This is a genomic window from Bradyrhizobium sp. 215_C5_N1_1, from assembly GCF_052075935.1.
In the GTDB taxonomy this organism is placed as follows: Bacteria; Pseudomonadota; Alphaproteobacteria; order Rhizobiales; family Xanthobacteraceae; genus Bradyrhizobium; species Bradyrhizobium barranii.
The window spans coordinates 2,401,298-2,418,911 of the sequence record NZ_CP197228.1 but is presented as its reverse complement, the minus strand read 5'-3'; the positions used below and the strand labels follow the sequence as shown (position 1 = coordinate 2,418,911).

Genomic DNA, 17,614 nt, shown 5'->3' with positions numbered 1-17,614 from the left:
GTGAATAGAAGAGCGGGGATATTCCTCAAAGCTGACTTGATCTCTCCCTTCGCTGGCTTTGCGCAACTAATTGATGAGTAAGTAGTGATGACTGATCAGCAATTAGCCTTGGAAGCGATTAGCGACGCGCAACTTATATTGGAAGAATTCCTTCGGCCCCATCCCAAGGATCATGCGCGTATCCTTGAAGAGTTGGTGGAAGTTCTCGAGCGGCCTGCTTTGATCGTTGCTGTAAGTCGATTGCAGCAACACGGCAATTGAGCGCGCCCATGAGCAAACCGCTTCAAGCGTTTTCTTTAACCGTCGGCATTGTTGCGCTCTCATCGCTCGAAATGACCAGCCTGCATGCCAAGCAACAATGCAGCGCCGCAATGCCGCCAAATCCGCAAGGGCAATGGTGGTCCTACCGTATCATCGACGGACGAAAATGCTGGTACGCGGGCAAACCCATGCTGTCGAAAGCATTGCTGGAATGGCCTACAGAGCAGCGTCCCCAACCCGGTTCTCGCGGAGAAGCTACAGGTATCCTCATTGCTAACAAGCCCGGCAATCCTTTGGATGCACAAGCGTTGGCACTGAAAGAGGGCGCTGACACGTTTGAAGAACGATGGCGTGCTAGGATCTCCATCTCCAACACTGGACACGACTGAACAATACTAATGACTTAGCGATCCTGCATCTCGCCTATCGTTGGCGAGGACTTTCGCGCCTGTTCCAGGCCGTGTGCTTCGTTACTCCAGCAATTCCGCGCACTGCGTTCCTCTAGAACAACGCGCCTCCGCAACTCGTGCGCAGCAGCCGTCAAACGAGTCCCTGCAATCAACCGATTGCCGAAGGGCTATTCAACACGCTGGCCCACACGCCAGCCCATTTCCCAGAAGTCCGCCTCAAGCCGAGTGGCTTCCTTGAAGATGGCAATCAGTTCTGCCTCGCGAGCCGGCGTGGCGTAGAGATCGGCGAGATGCTCCAAATGCGCACGCGCATTCGCCGCGACCTCCTGGTATGGCACGCCAGCGTACTCGTCGATCCAAATCCGATAGGAGTTCGTCCTAGCGTCCGCATCGGGTCGCGAGGCGAGCCGCGTTGCGATCTCCGCGTACCCGATCACGCAGGGGGCAAGTGCCACCTTGAGTGCCAGCAGATCGCCGCGCATTCCGGCATCGAGCACGTAGCGTGTGTAGGCCAGCATCTCGACCGCCGGAGGAGTTTGTTCAAGGTCACTCGGGGATAGCCCCCAACCGGCACACAGCTTCACATGAAGGCTCATTTCGACATCAAGGATGGCCGACAGGCCGGCCGCAGCTTCACGCATGTCGGCAAGCTTGGGCGACTTGTAGACCGAGAGTGCATAGGCGCGCGCAAACTCGATGAGGAACAGATAGTCCTGAGCAAGGTAGTGACGAAATGCGGCTTCAGGGAGCGAGCCATCTGCCAATCCGTTTGTGAAGGGATGCTCGGTGTAGGCCCGCCACTCAGCAGATGCTTCTGTCTTTAGACGCTCGAAGAAACTCACGATCCATTCCCGCCTGGCTTGCTTTCCTATGAACTTTTTACTCACGACCTATCAACGCGAACCAAGACGCTGACTTGGCAGACCGCAGCGACTAGCGGGTAGGATGCGAATGGAATTCGCTTGCCGTCGGTCGCCGGGAATGACTGGCGTTATCACACTATCACCAACAGAACGAAATGCGCGGGAAAATCAACGGAGGCGGCCATTGTCCCGCCGCTCATGGCGATCTAGTTGCAGATTCGAGTCTTGCCGGGCCCACCAATCACGTCAGTATCTTACTTGATCTTCGTTTCCCTCAGCGCGACTACCGTACCAGATACGTGCACTTTTCGTTCAAGTTCGCACATCGCAAATCAGCTTGATGGCGCTAGACCGACTTGGATGATGGCGAATGTAGTCGTCGCCCACTCATCGGTTAGAGATGCTCCGACAGAGCCGCCGATTAAGAGACGGATGATTTGCTAGGAAAATCTACGCCTATTCCGATGCTGCCATGGCGTCACTCCTTCAAGCCGCTGGAGGCCACGCCACGTACGAAATTTCGACGCATCAGCGAGAAGAACAGTGCGCTCGGAACCAGCGCCAGCGCCGCGGCCGCGCTGAGGCGACCGATGTCCACGGTGAAGCCGGTCTGAAACAAGGCGAGCCCAACCTCGAGCGTATAGGTTTCCTTGTTGGTCATGACGACGAGCGGCCACGCGAAGGCAGTCCAGGCCTGAAAGAACGCCAGCACGGCAAGAGCGCCCAACGGGCCGCGCATCAGCGGCAGCACGATCCGCAGGAAGATCCAGAGCTCCCCCGCGCCATCCACCCGGGCAGCCTCCAGCAGCTCGTCAGGGATCGACGTCATCACATATTGCCGCACCAGGAAGATGCCGAAACTCATGATGAGATAGCCGACCAGGAGCCCGGGCCAGGTGTTCAACAGGCCGGCGGACTGGACGTTGAGATAGAGCGGGATCATGTAGACTTCGAAGGGAACGACCGCCGTCGCGATGATCACGCCGAAGATGACCGGGATCCCCGGTAGATCGAACTTGCCGAGCACATAACCTACGATCGCCGATGTGGAGACGATGCTCGCGGTCGAGAGTGTCGCGAAGATCAGCGAGTTGCCGATCCAGCGAAACAGCGGCGTTTCGCGCAGGACGCTGACGATGTTCTCCAGCGTCGGCTGGTGCGGGATGACGGTCGGCGGCCACGCCAGCAGCTCCGGCGGCGTCTTGAACGCGTTGCTGATCAGGAAGACCAGCGGCAGGAGCATCATCAGGCTGACGACGCCAAGAACGGCGTCGATCACGAGGCCGACGGCACCGTTCTGACCAACGACGGACGGATGCTCGCGTTCGTGCTCGCTCATGCGCGACTCCTGTCGCGGAACAGCCTGAACTGCGCGCTGGTCAAAATGAGGACGATGACGAGCAGTACGACGGCTTCGGCAGCAGCGTAGCCGACCCGGTAGTTACGAAAGCTGTTTTCAAGCATGTCGAGGACGAGGACTCGGACGAGACGCCCCGGCGCACCCTGGACATCCGATGCCAGCACGAAGGCCTGCGCATAGATGTTGTAGGACGAGATCAGCGTGATGACCGACACGTACAGCATGACAGGCTTTAGCAGCGGCACGGCGATGTGACGGAAGGCCTGAAACGACGAGGCGCCGTCGAGGCGCGCGGCCTCGTAGAGCGCCTCCGGGACGTTCTTCAGTCCGACCAGGAAGATCAAGACGGCATAGCCGATCGCCTGCCAGGAGCAGAGAACGATCAGGCACACCAGCGACAGGACAGGGTCGAACAGCCACGACTGGGCCGGAATCCCGACAAGGCCGATCAGGGCGTTGAGCGGTCCGAGCCGGGCGTCGAAAATCCATTTCCAGGCCATCGCGGCCGGAACCAGCGAGACGACGTGCGGCAGGAAGACCGAGGCCTCATAGACGCCGCTGCGCCGCAGCCCCTGCCGGGTGTTGATCAAGGCGGCGAGCGCAAGCGCGACGGGGATGGTGATCGCTACGACGCTAAAGGCGATGATGGTGGTGTTGAAGATCGCTTCGAGAAACAGCGGGTCGCTCGCCAGCTCGACGAAGTTGGCGAAACCGACGAACGGCTTGCGCCGCGAGATGATATTCCACTGGAAGAGGCTGAGCCGCAGCGTCTCGATGATCGGATAGACGCGGATACAGCCATAGAGGCCTAGGACCGGAAGCAACGCCAGAACTGGGAACAGCCATTTCGGCGTGGTGCGCATATATCCTCCGGCAAGCGCCGGTCAGCCGCCGGCGCCTGGATTGAGTGGGTCCTTGTCGATGGAGTCTAGGGTTTGGCCAGCAGGTCTTCCCGGGCCAGGATCTTGTCGCTCTCCTCAGCCGCGGCCTTCAGGAAAGCATCGATCGCGGCGTCGTTGCCGGCCAGCGATTTGTCGGTGAACGCCTTCTCCAGCCGCGCCGCGAGCCGGGTGAGGATTTCGCTGGCAGGGCTGATCGCCGGGACCGTGAAGAAGACGTGGCCGGGCGGCGTGTTGACGAAGGCGTCGAGCTGCGGGATTTTCTTGAGCACGGCGGAGTAGTCGAGGCCTTTGCGGTTCGGGACCCAGGCCGTGTTCTCGAGCAGCCAGAGCAGATTTTCCGGCTCGTTGGCCTTTTGCACGAAATCCCAGGCGATCTGGCTCTTGGGTCCCTTGTTCGGCACGTAGAGATCGACCGGGACCATCAGCGTGCCCTTGGGCAGTGGAGCCGTGGCGTATTTGAGATTGGGCGCCTTCTTGGCGACGTCGCCGATCACCCAGGATTCCCGGATGAACATCGCGGTCTGGCCGAGCTCGAAGGCCTCCGCATCCGCCTTCATCTCGGGCGTCACGGTACGGTAGACCACGACGTTGTCGAGATACTGCTTGAGTGCGGCGCGGCCGGCTGCGTTCGCATAGGCGGCGCGCCATTTTCCGCCCTTCTCCTGCAACAGCGTTCCGCCGTGATTATAGAGGATGGTCCAGTACTTCTCGGCGATGCCCGAGCCGCCGCCGCTGAGACGCAAGCTCCATCCGCTCACCGTCGGCACGCCGGAAGCATCGCGCTGCGCGAGCTTCTGCGCATAAGCGGTGTAGTCGGCCATGGTCTTGGGCGGACCGTCGAGGCCGGCCCTGGCGAACATCTCGGTGTTGTAGAACAGCGCGCCCTGCCCCTGGAATAACGGCACACCGAAGATCTTGCCCTCGTACATGGCGGTCTTCACGCGCGTCATGTCGTAATTGGCTTTGACGAAATCGACGATCGACGCCGGCGGCTCCGGGATGAGGCCGGCCTCGAGATACCGTGCCGCCTCGACCTCCATCTCGATGACGTCCCCGGCCGCGCCTGATGGAAGCGACAGTGCCAACCGCTTCTCGTGCTCGCGGAGCGCAATGGCCTCAACGCTGATTTCGAGATCCGGGTATTTGCTCTTCAGCTGGTCGCCGACGCGCTTGTAGAACGGGGCCAGATCAGGCCACCCGCTCCAGATGGTCAGCTTCTCCGCCGAAGCAGGAGACGCAAACGCCGGCACGGCGACAGCGAGCGCCAGCGACAGCGCGGCCGACATCCATGACCGACGCCCCGAATTCGCCGGGCGAATGTTGTCCTCGGAACGCGTGATGTAGCCGAACCTGCCGACGGGTCTCATCATGAGGGTCATTCTCGCAATACGGAATGGGACAAATCCTGCGAAAAAGCTCGCATGCAACCGGTTGCGTGTCAATTGCGATCCGTTGCCGCTTTCGAAGGCCTTTGATGAAATCGTCAGCGGCCTCGCCGCTTCGCTGGCGCCGGCCCGGTCGAGGCGCGAATGACGAGATGGGAATTCAGCTTGTGGCGAATCTCGCCCGACACGCCGCCATTCATCTGGCTGAGCAACAGGCCGACCGCGACATCGCCGGCGTCGGCGCAGCGCGCCGACACGGTGGTGAGCGGCGGATAGGTTGTTTCGCCGAGGACGTCGTCACAGCCGACGACACTGAACGATTTGGGCACCTCGACACCGAGCGCAGCTAACCCTGCCATCAGGCCTTGAGCGACAAGGTCGTCGAACGCGATCGCCGCGGTGACGCCGCTGGCGACGATCTGGGTGGCCGCCAGCCGGCCGGTGTCGTAGGAGGGTGGACGCGCGGGCACGGCGATCACCTTGAGCCCGCGCTTCTCCGCCTCGCGCCGGACGGCATTGCGCCGTTGCTGGTTCGACCACGACGTCGTGGGGCCGCTGACATAGGCGATGTGCCGGTGCCCCAGCTCGGCCAGATGTGCGATCGCAGCCGCCACACCCGGCGCGGTGTCGATCAGGACCCGCGTAATGCCTTCGATATCGCGATTGATGAGCACCAGCGGCCGGCGCGTCGCATGACGGCGGATATGCTCCTCGTCCAGGCGCGACGAGGCGAGGACCAGCCCCTCCACCTGGCCGATGAAGCGGCCGACCAGCAACTCCTCACGCACGGGATCCTCGTCCGAATTGCCGAGGAAGACGCACAGCCCGGCCTGGTCGGCGCGCAGTTGCGCCGCCCTGATCAGCGGTGGAAAGACCGGGTTCGCGACATCCGAGACGATGAGCGCGACGTTGCCGTGGCGTCCGGTCGAAAGCGCACGCGCGACCTGGTTCGGCACATAACCGAGCTTGCCCGCGACTTCCTTGACGCGCCGGACGGTCTCCTCGGTCAGCATCTCCGGCCGCGAGAAGGCGCGCGATACGGTGGCACGCGAAACCCCGGAGGCCTTCGCGACCTGACTGATCGTCGGCACGACCGATGGACGTCCCTCCCCGCCGCTATCGGAATCGCGTTTCACCGCAGGCCGCCTCCTCTGCATCGCCTTCACCTAGACATGCCCCGGCCGGGCCCGGGGCGCAAGCTTGACATGCAACCGGTTGCATCACATTCTCTCCGCTCGAGGGTAAAGTGCAGGCCCGGCAGACCATGGATGAGCATGACGGCTTCGGTGACTCCCTCAATCGCGACGTTTAAGACGCGGGATGCGATGGGCCGGGCGGCCGCCGCGGACGTCGCTGCGGCGCTCCGCGACCACCTCGGACGGCAGAGCAACGTGCGGATGATCTTCGCGGCGGCACCGAGCCAGGCGGAGATGCTGGATGCCCTTGCTCGCGAGCGCGATATCGACTGGCGGCGCGTCACAGCCTTCCACATGGACGAATATCTCGGACTTCCCGCGGATGCGCCGGAGCGCTTCGGGGCTTGGCTGACGCGTCACTTGTTCTCGCGCATCGCTTTCGGCGCGGTTCACCTGATCGGGCAGGAGCCGGATCCGGAGCGGGAAGCAGCACGCTATGCGGCCCTTCTCGGCGAAGCCCCGATCGACATCATCTGCCTCGGAATCGGCGTGAACGGTCACCTCGCCTTCAATGACCCGCCGGTCGCCGATCTGCACGACACCAAGTCGGTCAAGATCGTCGAGCTCGACGCAGTGTGCCGGCAGCAGCAGGTTGACGATGAGTGCTTCCCGACGCTCGGAGATGTTCCGGCACATGCAATCACGCTGACGATTCCCCGGCTCCTGGATGCCGACCGGCTGTTTTGCGTCGTGCCCGGCGCGTCCAAACGCGCCGCCGTCGAACGATCGCTATATGGTCCGATCGGGACCGAGTGCCCGGCGAGCGCGCTCCGCACGCACCCACGTTGCGCGCTGTATCTCGACCAGGATTCCACGCCGCCGCAGCTCTCACTGACACCGGTACGCGCATGACAGATCCGGCAACGCGCGTTTCGGGCCGCGATCCGGAGACCGGACAGAATCGCACCATCGTCATTCAGGACGGCCGGATCACGGACATCGTTCCCGGCGGTGACGATGACGGGCTGTGGCTGTCGCTCGGCCTGTTCGATCTGCAATTGAACGGCTTTGCAGGCTACGATCTCAATGGCCGCCCTGATCTCCGGACGGTCCGCGATCTCGTCACGGCCGTCCACAACAGCGGGGTGTCGCGTTTTGCCCCTACGCTCATCACGGCATCGCATAATGCGATCATCGATGCATTGCGCGCCATAGCGCAGGCGCGTGATAGCGATCCGTTTCTCAAGCACGCAATGCCCTTCGTGCATGTTGAAGGCCCGCACATCGCGCCAGAAGATGGTCCGCGCGGTGCGCATCCGGCCGAACATGTCAGGCCGCCGAGCCTCGGCGAGTTCGATGCGTGGCAGGCGGCCTGCGGAAACCTCGTCGGCCTCGTGACGTTGTCGCCGCATTGGCCGGAAACGGACGCCTATGTGCGCGGCCTTCATGCGCGCGGCGTCCGTGTTGCCCTCGGCCATACAAACGCCGCACCGGATCAGATCTCCGCCGCCGTCGCGGCGGGCGCAATGTTGTCGACGCATCTTGGCAATGGCATCGCCGCCACGCTGCCACGACATCCCAACCCGATCTGGTCGCAACTGGCGGAGGACAGGCTATGGGCGAGCTTCATCGCCGATGGCCATCACCTTCCCCCCGAGACCTTCAAGTCCATGCTGCGCGCAAAGGGGCTGGAGCGAGCGATCCTGGTGTCCGATGCCGCCGCGCTCGCGGGTTGCACACCCGGAGTCTACGACGCGCCGATCGGCGGCAAGGTCGAGTTGAAGGCGAACGGCCGGCTGGAAGTCGTCGGCACATCATTTCTGGCGGGCGCAGCCGTCAGCCTCGTGTTCGGAATAGCCACGGCAAGACGCATGGCCGGATTGACCCTGGCAGAGGCGCTGAGGCTCGCAACTGTCAATCCGCGTATCCCGTTCAACCTTCCTGCGCTGACGGTGGGAGCGCCGGCCGATCTGCTGCGCTTCCGTCTCGGCGAGGATGAATCTCTCGTGCCCGAGACGGTCTATGTCGCGGGCCGACCCTATCGTTGCAACTCTTGAGGACTGAGACATGAACCGGCTTCGCATCGGGTTGATCGGTCCGGGAGCGATCGGCGAAACACACGCGCGGGCAATACGGGCGCTCGACGAGACCGTCTTGTCCGCGATCGCCGGCGGCACGCCTGAGCAGATTGCTGCGTGCATGAATGGCGAGGACGTTCCGGCATTCGCGACCACCGAGGCGATGCTGGCGAATGCCGGGATCGACGCGGTCGTGGTCTGCACCCCGAGCGGCGCGCATCATGACGTCGCGCTTGCTGCGATCGAGGCGGGGCGGCACGTGCTGGTCGAGAAGCCGCTCTGCGTCGATCCGGCCGAGGCTGCGTCCCTGGTCCGCGCCGCCGAGCGCTCGCAACTGACGTGCGGTGTGGTTTCGCAGCGCCGTCTCGAACCGCAGCACCAGGCGATCAAGGCTCTGCTCGACGCGGGTCATCTTGGACAGCCGCGCCTGATCGAGGCGGCGATCCATTGGTACCGCTCCGACGCCTACTATGCGGAGAAGCCGTGGCGCAGCGAAGCGGAGCATGGCGGCGGCTCGGTGTTCAATCAGGGTGTTCACAATCTCGACCTGATGCTCTGGCTGTTCGGAGCCGTCGATAGCGTTCAAGGCAAGACGACGACGCTCGGACACGCACACGCCGTCGAGGACACGACGGCGGCGCTGCTGTCTTTCGCATCCGGCGCGCTCGGCGTGATCGTGACGAGTACGGCGCTGCCTCCGGGACGGCCGGCCATGCTTCGATTGTTCACGGACCGCGGCAGTTGCGAGCTCGCAAACGACAGCATCGTGCGCTGGGATTTTCCCGGCATTGCGGAGCCGCCAAGTGCGGCCGGGGTTGGCAGTGCCGCCAGCGATCCCAAGGCCATCGGGATCGGCGGACATATCGCCCAATGGCGCGACTTCGTTCGCGCCGTCCGGGAGCAACGGCCGCCTGCGAGCACGTTCAGGGATGGATTCGAAGCTGCGAGACTGGTTGACGCCATCTATCGCTCAGCTGCCGAAGGTCGCGCCGTCAGCCCCAATGAGATCGCAGCGGAGGCCATTCATGCCAGCTAGCTCCGAGATGCTCGACATCGCCATCATCGGCGCAGCCCACCCGCATGTCGAATACGTGCTGTCAGAGATCGCTGTCAGAACCGACGTCAGGGTCGTGGCCGTCGCCGATCATGACCCAGCGCGGCGCACCGAGCTCGAACGACGTACCAAGACGCCCGGCTACGCCGACCCGAATGCGCTTCTGGATGCGCATCGGGTTCGGGCCGCAGCAGTCTTCACCGAATTCGGTCTTCGCGCGCCAATCGTCGTCGAACTTTTACGCCGCGGCATCTTCGCGATCGCCGACAAGCCCATGGCTGTGACCCTGGCCCAGCTTGCGCTTATCGAGGAGACGCTCGCCGGGCGCAATTTGCTCACTCTTCTGCTCGAGAAGCGGTTTTATCCGGTCACGCTCGCACTCCGATCCGTGATCGACAGCGGCCAACTTGGAGACATTGTATCCATCACTGCAACCGGGCCGCACAAGCTGGTCCCAAGCCGACGTCCAGCGTGGATGTTCGAACCATCAACTTATGGCGGCATCCTCGCTGACCTCACGGTCCACGATATTGATCTGGCCCTTTGGTTGACGGGATACACCAGCGGCACAATCAGCGGCTGGATTTCGTCGACCCCGGCTGCCGGCACGACGAACTTTCCCGCGCTGGGGCGTGCTATTCTCGCCTGCGATGGCGGACCGGAATCGCGATCGAAGTTGACTGGATCCAGCCCGAAGCATCGCCACGGCACGGCGACTACGCCATGCGGATCTCCGGGACAAAGGGTCGTGCTGACGTTCTGTTCGCGGAAAATCGACTGCTCGTCGAGACGGCGACGAGACCCCGGCGCGAAATCGACCTGCCCGTGGGCGCCTCGCCCGCCAGCTTCGTCTTTGATCATCTCGCCCGCGGCGAGACCTTGCAGATTGCGGCCAACGAGGCCCTGCGCGCCACGCGTATCGCAATACTTGCTCAGGAGAGCGCGGCCAACGGCGGAAAACCCATGCGATGGGGTTAACCAATGGCGAGCTGCTGCTCGCAGTGTTCGATGAGACTGGCGAGACCTTATTCCCGGAGCTGATGGCCGAGCTCGACGAAATCAAGCAGACGACCGTGTGCGGCTTGGTCTTTCGACGCGACCATTCGCACCGGAGGTCACCTACCCTGCTGCCCTGGATCACAGCCAAGCAGGATCTTCGCTACCTGCGCGGGGTCGTGAAAAAGATCGTCCGTGCAGTCGATCTCCGTGAAGAGCTGTCCTTTACATCATTCCGCCACGGCGGCTTTTACCGAGGGAGCCGACAGCGATCTGACGGACGCTGAACTCAAGCCGCCGGCCGCCATCGCCCGTCGCGGCAGTTGCCGACCTAGGCAAAGCGCACACGGAAACAGCTAATTTCCGGCACGAAGAAACGGCGAGAAGAAAGAACAAAGACAGCCGGTTTGTCGGAATAGCCACGGCGCGTCTGTCGGAATGACGATCGTAACAAACCCCTAAGCTATTGAAAAGCTTGGTGGGCGCACCAGGGCTCGAACCTGGGACCCGCTGATTAAGAGTCGGCCGCGGTTTCAATGACTTGCCGGTCGCATCCCAAGCTTATGCGGCTGAAAATGGGCGTCCGTCGGACGATCATAATCCGTCATTGCGCTGCCGGTCAGCCAGGTGTGCCGAGCTCGACGTTGTATCGTCGAATTCGGGAGATCAACGTCGTGCTTTCGAGCCTCGGGCCGCTGGAAGGAAATGCCCGGATGCTCCTGGAGCGGGTCTGCCCAAGTCCGGACCTTGACAGCACCGCTGTCGCTCCAGCGAAAATCGCGGCGTTTCCAACGGGAGAACGCGTTGTCGCTGATCGCTAGCGAGGCGGCGACTCGCATTGAAAGCTCCATCAAGGATTGACGAGCTTCCTGCGAACGGCGTAGCGGACGAGCTCGGCCGTCGATGACATTCTGAGCTTGCGCATCGCTGACGCGCGGTGGGTCTCGACGGTCTTTACGCTCAGCTTCAGGATGACGCCGATCGACTTGTTGGTGTGTCCCTCTGCAATAAGCTGGACAACGCCCTGCTCGCGCGCGGTGAGCAGCATGTCGGACGTATTTTGCTTGCCGGCCTGGTATTCGTGGAGCAACTTCTCCAACAGAACGCCCGTGAAGTAAGGTCTGCCATCGAGCAAGGCCTCGATCGCGAAGATCAGGTGCCTACTGGCGTCCGATTTGAACAGGAAGCCGCGAACGCCAGCCAGGATGGCTTCAGTCAGCAATTCCTCATTCTCGTGCATCGTCAGGATCAATACTTCGGTGCGCAGGTGCATCGACTTGAGGCGGCGGCTGACCTCAAGTCCGTTCATCAGCGGCATCGAATAGTCGGCTATCACGACGTCCGGACGCGTCTCCACCGCCACGGCCACAGCCTGCTCGCCGTTGGTCGCCTCTCCGCTGACGATCCAGTCTGAGCGGGTCTCAACGATCGCTCGGAGCCCGGAACGTACGACTTCATGATCATCCGCAATCACGATGCGTTTCACGGCGTCGTTCCCGTATGCGGGCCCAGAACCTGTCGGGCAATGGATGGAGATTTCCAGCAGTCAAGTGTGCCAATCTACCGATTATCCTTCAATGGGTTATCCTGCAAAACCCTGATATCTCCGGGCGGATGTACCAAACATCGGCGTTTCCAATCAGACATCGACGGGTCTTGCCCGCGCGCAGCCCAAATCGGACCGCTACACGATCATCGTCGATCAGCCTTCATTTCGTGGAGGGAACTCCGGGAACCGACGGACAGAGACTGCCTGCCCTCGGGGTCCCTGATCTCCGTCATTCCGTGCACACGCTGGCTTATGATTTCAGTGACGCGCGCCGGCTGCGCCTTTTGGTCATGAGACCATGCGGGAACACCGCGCACAGCGTCGTGCCGGTGTGTCGCGGTGCAGGATTGGACCGGATCTCGAACGTGCCCCCAAGCTGCTTAAGTCTCGCTCTCATGGCGGGAATGCCGACACCGGACGATATCGCACCGTTGCCACGTTTTGTGTGATCGACCGGAAAACCGCGCCCGTTGTCGCTGATCGTCAGATGGAAGTGACCCTCGATTGCCTCGACGCCGATTCTGACCTCCGTCGCCTTCGCGTGGCGGAATATGTTCGTGAGCGCCTCCTGAACGACCCGCAGCACCGAGAGCTGGCTCGCGTAAGGTAGCTGATCGACGGCGGTGGGAATCCTCGTGCTCACCCGCAACGACGTACGTGCACCAAACCCCAAGGCATGCTGCTCGATCGTCGCCTTGAGTCCCCGGTCCGTCAGATCCTGGGGGTGGAGCAGATAGGTCAGAGAGCGGATTTCCTTGAGTGCCGCGTCGATCGACGCGTCGATATCATCGCAAAGCCGCTCGACGCCGCGCGGGTTATCGAGGCAAGTGCGGACACGCATCACACCAAGACTGGCGGCAACCAGCTCCTGGCACGTCGAATCATGAAGCTCCGATGCGATCCGCTGGTGGATGTCCTCGCGGATGGACATCAGGCTGACGTCCCCGTGAAGGAAAGCAGCCTCTTCAGTCACACAGTCGAGCCCCTCCTTGTGGAGTAACCGATGACCGCCAATCAACCGGGCCGCATTGCCGGCCATGGGATGGAGGATCGGAACAACGGTTGTCTCGACATCCCGCAGCAAGCCACCGAGCATCAGACTGTGCTGGATTTTGGTCTCGGCTCCTTCCGCAAGACATGCCTGGAGTATTTCACAGAGACGCTCGGCGTCTTCCTTGGCAAGACATTCGAAGACGTCCAGCTCTCGGACCTCCTGCTGCGACATTCCAAGGAGAGCCTCGAAGGCCTGATTGATTGCCTCGTACACGAAGCGCCCGCCACGTGAGGGGCGGACCGCGAAAAGGAGCTCTTCGGAGTGTGTCCAATATGAGCGATCGCCAGTTGCGTCCTGGCCAATCAGGTGATCGTCGATAAAGGGACGCGCCGGCTCGCAAGCAGGAGAACTGTGTGGCTTCACGGTACGCACCCAACTTTCCGGGTCGTTTTCGAGGTCGAACTCAACGCTCAATCTCGAAGCTCCCCCTCTCCAGTCGTCCCAACATCGATCACTGGACTACAGGAAACGCCCTAGGGGAGAGACCGGATTATACGCTCGATCTTACCCTCAGCCAGCAGGTTGTATTTTCCGAGGACCAAAACCTCGCATGGCTGACATGAATTCCGGCATGTGACTGTGCAGTTCGTGCCACGCAAATATGGCGGCGACACCCAAGACGCGACGATACAGGATGCAGCGCACAGTGGTGGGATTGTGAGCCATTTCGATTTCACGCACCCGTCCCTATCCTGAGATCGCTTTCTGCGCTGCAGGATGATGTTGAGCCGACCGAGCGCGATGCAACTGCGCTGCGGTACAACCGAAATGGCACAATCTCGCCGAAAATTTCGACCTTCGATGGAGCCGGCTTGCGATCGCTGAAATCAAGCGCAAAACTCGATGTGCCCTGAACGTGCCAACAGGAGGCTTGCGTGCGAACATTCCGAGCGCTTTGTGGCGTTGCATCAATCGCAATATTTGCCGGTCCGTCTTTGGCGCAGACACCCGCCAGTCAGGAGCAGAAACCTTCCATGGAAGAGTTGATGCGCCGTCTCGATGCGCTGCAAGCCCGCGCAACAGAAGGTGACAAGCTGATCAGCGCGCTGCGCCATCGCGTCGACGAACTCGAAACGCGCGATAAGCATTCGAAGTCCCAAGCCGCCACCGCACGTCGTGACATCGTCGCACCGACCGCCGGGCAAAAGCCGCCTGCGATTCCGGTTGCGTCGACTGAGCCGCGAATGACTGCGAGTGCTGCGGTCCCTCCACAAGCCGCGGCGGCGCCCATTCCGGGCCTGCGTCCGCCCGAACCGATGGGCAGTCAGTTCGACGGCGAAGGCGAGGACGCGCTGCGTTCCGATCTCCCGGGTTTGTCCTTGCGCATCCCGGGTTCGCAGTCCGAGGTGCGATTCTACGGTTTCGCGAACGTCAATGGCTACCACGACTTCAATGGCCGCAATCAGTCCGATGCGCCGACAGTGCAAACCATTCCGCTTTCCGGAAGCCCCGCCGACATCCAGGGAGGCGATACCGGATTGTCCGCCCGGTTCAGCCGCATCGGTATGGATACGCGCACGGCGACCGCCTGGGGCACTCTCGAAACCCGCTTTGAAGGCGACTTCGGCGGGGGCACGGCAGCCTCACCCAATGCGGTCTTTCGGCTCCGCCAGGCCTGGGGCGAGGTCGGCAGCGAACAGTTTCGTGTCCTGGTCGGCTGGGCGAACAGCCTGTGGAACGAGGGCGTCTATGAAACCGTGAACTTCTCGACCAATCTCAACCAGTCATTCGTGCGCCAGGCGCAGGTTCGGGCGACCGCGACATTGGCTCCGGGATTGACCGGGCACGTTTCGATCGAGATGCCGGATACGCAGTACACGTCCGCGGCAGGCGTATTCACGCAGATCAGCACCCCGGCTGGCTTTGGTGGATTGAGCCCGTCATTTGCCTCCGTGCCCGATCTACTCGGCCGGCTCGAATACCGGAACGATGGCCTGGGCCTCGACCTGCGCGGCCTGCTGCGCGATCTCACCATCCGCACGGCTGGTACGGCGGCGGCGCCGCCAGCGGTCGAGCGCAATACCGCCGGTTGGGGTGTCGCAGGTAGCGGTCGCTTCCCAATGCGATGGCTGTCACCAGCTTTCGGTCCGGACGAGCTGGTTGGCATGGCCTATTACGGCCAAGGCATCGGGCGCTATTTCGGCGCCAATACCTTCGGCCAGGATGCGCTGTCCAACATCGGCCTGCCCGGCGTTGTCGATCCCAGCCTCGACGCCCTGCCGACCTATGGCGCGAGCGCAGGCTACCGCCGCTTCTGGACACCGCAATTACGCAGCAATTTCGTCTACTCCTACGCATGGCAGCAATATCCGTCCTATGCGCAATTGTTCGTGCCAGGATCTGCCTCGGCGACGTCGTTGAACAGCACCATGCAGCAGGGGATCGTCAATTTGATCTGGAGCCCGTTCGCCGAGCTTCGTGGCAACAGCGTCGGGACCGGATGGCTCGACGTCGGTCTTGAATATGTCTACTCCCATCGGGACGTGTACGGCGGCACCGCAGCAACAGCCCCGGTCAGCACCGGCTCTGGTACCGCCAATCGCATCCTTGGCTCGGCCACTGTGCGGTTTTGAAGACAGTCTTGTTGCTTCGCAGGCAGACATGGAAGCCTTGCTGACACAGACGTTCGTTCGGGTCGGTAATTGCCCCGGAACAATCTAGGCGCATTCGGTATTCAGCCGGATTTTGATGCGCCTTATTGATTGTTCGTAAGGCAGCGTGTGAACGGACAGATCGCGAAAGGATGAGCAATCCTCTCCCGAGAGGCCTCCGTGCCTCCATGGTCCTTTCAGATCGTCGCCGCACTCGCGGCGATGGCGCTGACATCTTCGTCAGAGGAGTAGCGGGGTCGTCGCGTTGATTACGAGATCAGCGGTTTCGAGCGCGCATTGGCGTCCGATCCTTCCTCGCTGTTCTCATAGCACGGATCATCATGGTACCAGCGCCGCTCCAGCCGTCGCTAATGGAGCGGGAGGATTTCCGACATGAGCGCGCGCAGTGACGCCACGAACACGCCGCCATCGAAGACGATGACGCAAAGAGCCCTCGACACTGTCGAACGTGTCGGAAACAGCGTCCCGCACCCGGTCGTGATATTTCTGATCCTCATCGCCATCGTGTTGGTGCTGTCTCACTTACTCTACATGTTGGGGGCAAGCGTCACCTATCAGGTCATCAACCCGGATACTCACAAGATCGAGACCGCGACCTCTGCCGCCAATAGCCTGCTGACGGCGGATGGAATTCGTCATATTTACACCCGGCTCGTGCCAAACCTCATGGGTTTCACCGCGGTTGGGCTGTTGATCGTCGCCATGATGGGCGTCGGCGTCGCCGAGGAAGCCGGCCTGATCAACGCGTTGATCCGAAAACTCGTGGCCGTCTCTCCGAGTTGGGCACTCGTTTACATCGTCGCGTTCGTCGGCATCTTGTCCAGCATTGCCGCAGACGCCGGCTATGTGGTGTTGATCCCGTTGGCCGGCGCCGCCTTCTTGAGCGTTGGCCGGCATCCTCTCGCCGGGCTCGCTGTGGGATTTGCCGCAGTCGCCGGTGCATTCACCGTGAACATGATCATCAAGCCGCTTGATGCCGTTCTGACGGAAATCACCAACGACGCAATCCACATGGTCAACCCCACCACGTCGCTGGATCTGACCGCCAACGTCTCGTTCTCGATCGCCTCCGTTGTTGTCCTGACCATCGTCATCGCGCTCATCAACAACCGGATCATCGAGCCACGGCTGGGCGCTTACCAGGCCGAGAAGACCGCCAATACTCAGCCGGAGGCGAACGGAGGGCAGCTTTCCGCCGACGAGTCGCGTGGGCTGAGGTACAGCGGCTTTGCGCTGCTCGGGGTCGTGATCCTGTTCCTTCTGTTAACGGTTCCGTCGGGCGCGCCCCTGCGCAATCCGACGACGGGCGTCCTGATCGGCAACTCACCATTCATGAACGGCCTGATCGGGGTCATCATGGTGCTGTTCCTTGCAACCGGGATCGCATACGGCATCGGCGCGAGAACGGTGAATAGCTCCGCGGCCGTCATCGCGGCCATGACCAAGGCGGTGGCTTCGCTGAGCGGCACCATCCTCCTCTTCGTCGTCATCAGCCAGTTCGTCGATTACTTCAACTATAGCAACATTCCAACGTTGATGGCCCTGACGATGGCCGATGTCTTGAAGAGCGCGAATATCGGCACGCTGTGGCTGCTGGTTGGCTTCATCATTGTCGTCATGATCCTGGACTTCGTGTTCACGCCGGCGATCGCCAAATGGGCCATCTTCGCGCCGGTCTTCGTGCCGGTGTTCGTGCAGCTTAACGTCGATCCCGCGGCCGTCCTGGCCGCCTACCGCGTCGGCGACTCGCCGATCAACGCGATTACCCCGCTCAATGCCTATTTTGCCATGGTGGTCGGATTTGCCCAGATTTACGACAAGAAAGCGGGCGTCGGGACGGTTGTCGCGCTGATGTTGCCGTACACTCTCTGGATGGCCATCATTTGGACCGTGCTGTTCGTCGTCTGGTACCTGCTGGGCTTGCCTTGGGGATTATGAGGCGCAAGGCAGCCCT

At 61.8% G+C, this 17,614-nt stretch carries 16 protein-coding genes; 9 read left to right on the top strand and 7 right to left on the bottom strand.

Features of this window, described 5'->3' with window-relative positions; genetic code table 11:
• The first annotated feature begins 87 nt into the window (after window positions 1–87).
• Both AB7G19_RS11250 and AB7G19_RS11245 read left to right on the top strand, forming a co-directional pair.
• Window positions 88–261, top strand: coding sequence for a hypothetical protein (locus AB7G19_RS11250; RefSeq protein WP_166343440.1), 174 nt, complete (start codon window positions 88–90; stop codon window positions 259–261).
• Between the two features lie 8 nt (window positions 262–269).
• The gene (locus AB7G19_RS11245; RefSeq protein WP_231142841.1) at window positions 270–650 is read left to right on the top strand and encodes a hypothetical protein; all 381 of its coding nucleotides are present in this window, start codon (window positions 270–272) and stop codon (window positions 648–650) included.
• A gap of 188 nt (window positions 651–838) precedes the next feature.
• Here AB7G19_RS11245 and tenA read toward each other — a convergent pair whose 3' ends face one another.
• The 5 genes from tenA to AB7G19_RS11220 form a co-directional block, all read right to left on the bottom strand.
• Window positions 839–1,513 carry a thiaminase II gene (gene tenA, locus AB7G19_RS11240; protein ID WP_063986180.1) on the bottom strand — a complete coding sequence of 225 codons (675 nt, stop codon included), beginning with the start codon at window positions 1,511–1,513 and terminating at the stop codon, window positions 839–841.
• A 499-nt stretch (window positions 1,514–2,012) separates the two neighbouring features.
• Window positions 2,013–2,873: a carbohydrate ABC transporter permease gene (locus tag AB7G19_RS11235; protein ID WP_231142842.1), complete on the bottom strand. Its 861-nt coding sequence runs from the start codon at window positions 2,871–2,873 to the stop codon at window positions 2,013–2,015.
• Window positions 2,870–3,757, bottom strand: coding sequence for a carbohydrate ABC transporter permease (locus tag AB7G19_RS11230; protein ID WP_063981792.1), 888 nt, complete (start codon window positions 3,755–3,757; stop codon window positions 2,870–2,872). The genes AB7G19_RS11235 and AB7G19_RS11230 overlap by 4 nt, the downstream gene beginning before the upstream one ends.
• A 65-nt stretch (window positions 3,758–3,822) precedes the next feature.
• Window positions 3,823–5,166 (bottom strand): ABC transporter substrate-binding protein, encoded by a 1,344-nt coding sequence (locus tag AB7G19_RS11225; RefSeq protein ID WP_231142843.1) that lies wholly within the window; start codon window positions 5,164–5,166, stop codon window positions 3,823–3,825.
• Between the two features lie 113 nt (window positions 5,167–5,279).
• Complete coding sequence (locus AB7G19_RS11220) at window positions 5,280–6,317, bottom strand: LacI family DNA-binding transcriptional regulator (RefSeq protein WP_441267829.1); 1,038 nt, start codon at window positions 6,315–6,317, stop codon at window positions 5,280–5,282.
• A 132-nt stretch (window positions 6,318–6,449) separates the two neighbouring features.
• On the opposite strand from AB7G19_RS11220, the gene AB7G19_RS11215 reads away from it, so the two are divergent.
• Genes AB7G19_RS11215 through AB7G19_RS11195 form a run of 5 tightly spaced genes read left to right on the top strand, consistent with a single transcriptional unit; the run spans window position 6,450 to window position 10,732 of the window.
• Entirely contained in the window at window positions 6,450–7,229 is a 780-nt protein-coding gene (locus AB7G19_RS11215; protein ID WP_231142847.1) for a glucosamine-6-phosphate deaminase, read from the top strand.
• Window positions 7,226–8,374: an N-acetylglucosamine-6-phosphate deacetylase gene (locus tag AB7G19_RS11210; RefSeq protein ID WP_063981789.1), complete on the top strand. Its 1,149-nt coding sequence runs from the start codon at window positions 7,226–7,228 to the stop codon at window positions 8,372–8,374. The genes AB7G19_RS11215 and AB7G19_RS11210 overlap by 4 nt, the downstream gene beginning before the upstream one ends.
• Window positions 8,375–8,384: 10 nt before the next feature.
• Window positions 8,385–9,431: a Gfo/Idh/MocA family protein gene (locus AB7G19_RS11205; protein WP_063981788.1), complete on the top strand. Its 1,047-nt coding sequence runs from the start codon at window positions 8,385–8,387 to the stop codon at window positions 9,429–9,431.
• Complete coding sequence (locus AB7G19_RS11200) at window positions 9,421–10,461, top strand: Gfo/Idh/MocA family protein (RefSeq protein WP_439035411.1); 1,041 nt, start codon at window positions 9,421–9,423, stop codon at window positions 10,459–10,461. The genes AB7G19_RS11205 and AB7G19_RS11200 overlap by 11 nt, the downstream gene beginning before the upstream one ends.
• Window positions 10,418–10,732 carry a hypothetical protein gene (locus tag AB7G19_RS11195; protein ID WP_063981786.1) on the top strand — a complete coding sequence of 105 codons (315 nt, stop codon included), beginning with the start codon at window positions 10,418–10,420 and terminating at the stop codon, window positions 10,730–10,732. Before AB7G19_RS11200 ends, AB7G19_RS11195 begins: the two co-directional genes overlap by 44 nt.
• Before the next feature lie 563 nt (window positions 10,733–11,295).
• Here the strand turns inward: AB7G19_RS11195 and AB7G19_RS11190 are convergent.
• Together AB7G19_RS11190 and AB7G19_RS11185 are read right to left on the bottom strand one after the other, a co-directional pair.
• A complete protein-coding gene (locus AB7G19_RS11190) occupies window positions 11,296–11,931 on the bottom strand; it encodes a response regulator transcription factor (protein WP_028152046.1) in 636 nt (211 codons plus the stop codon).
• Between the two features lie 313 nt (window positions 11,932–12,244).
• On the bottom strand, window positions 12,245–13,462 hold the full coding sequence (locus AB7G19_RS11185) for a sensor histidine kinase (protein ID WP_354102843.1): 1,218 nt from the start codon (window positions 13,460–13,462) through the stop codon (window positions 12,245–12,247).
• 560 nt (window positions 13,463–14,022) lie between these two features.
• Here AB7G19_RS11185 and AB7G19_RS11180 point away from each other — a divergent pair.
• Window positions 14,023–15,621 carry a DcaP family trimeric outer membrane transporter gene (locus AB7G19_RS11180; protein ID WP_283017315.1) on the top strand — a complete coding sequence of 533 codons (1,599 nt, stop codon included), beginning with the start codon at window positions 14,023–14,025 and terminating at the stop codon, window positions 15,619–15,621.
• Between the two features lie 411 nt (window positions 15,622–16,032).
• Window positions 16,033–17,598: an AbgT family transporter gene (locus AB7G19_RS11175; RefSeq protein WP_166343451.1), complete on the top strand. Its 1,566-nt coding sequence runs from the start codon at window positions 16,033–16,035 to the stop codon at window positions 17,596–17,598.
• Window positions 17,599–17,614: the final 16 nt, after the last annotated feature.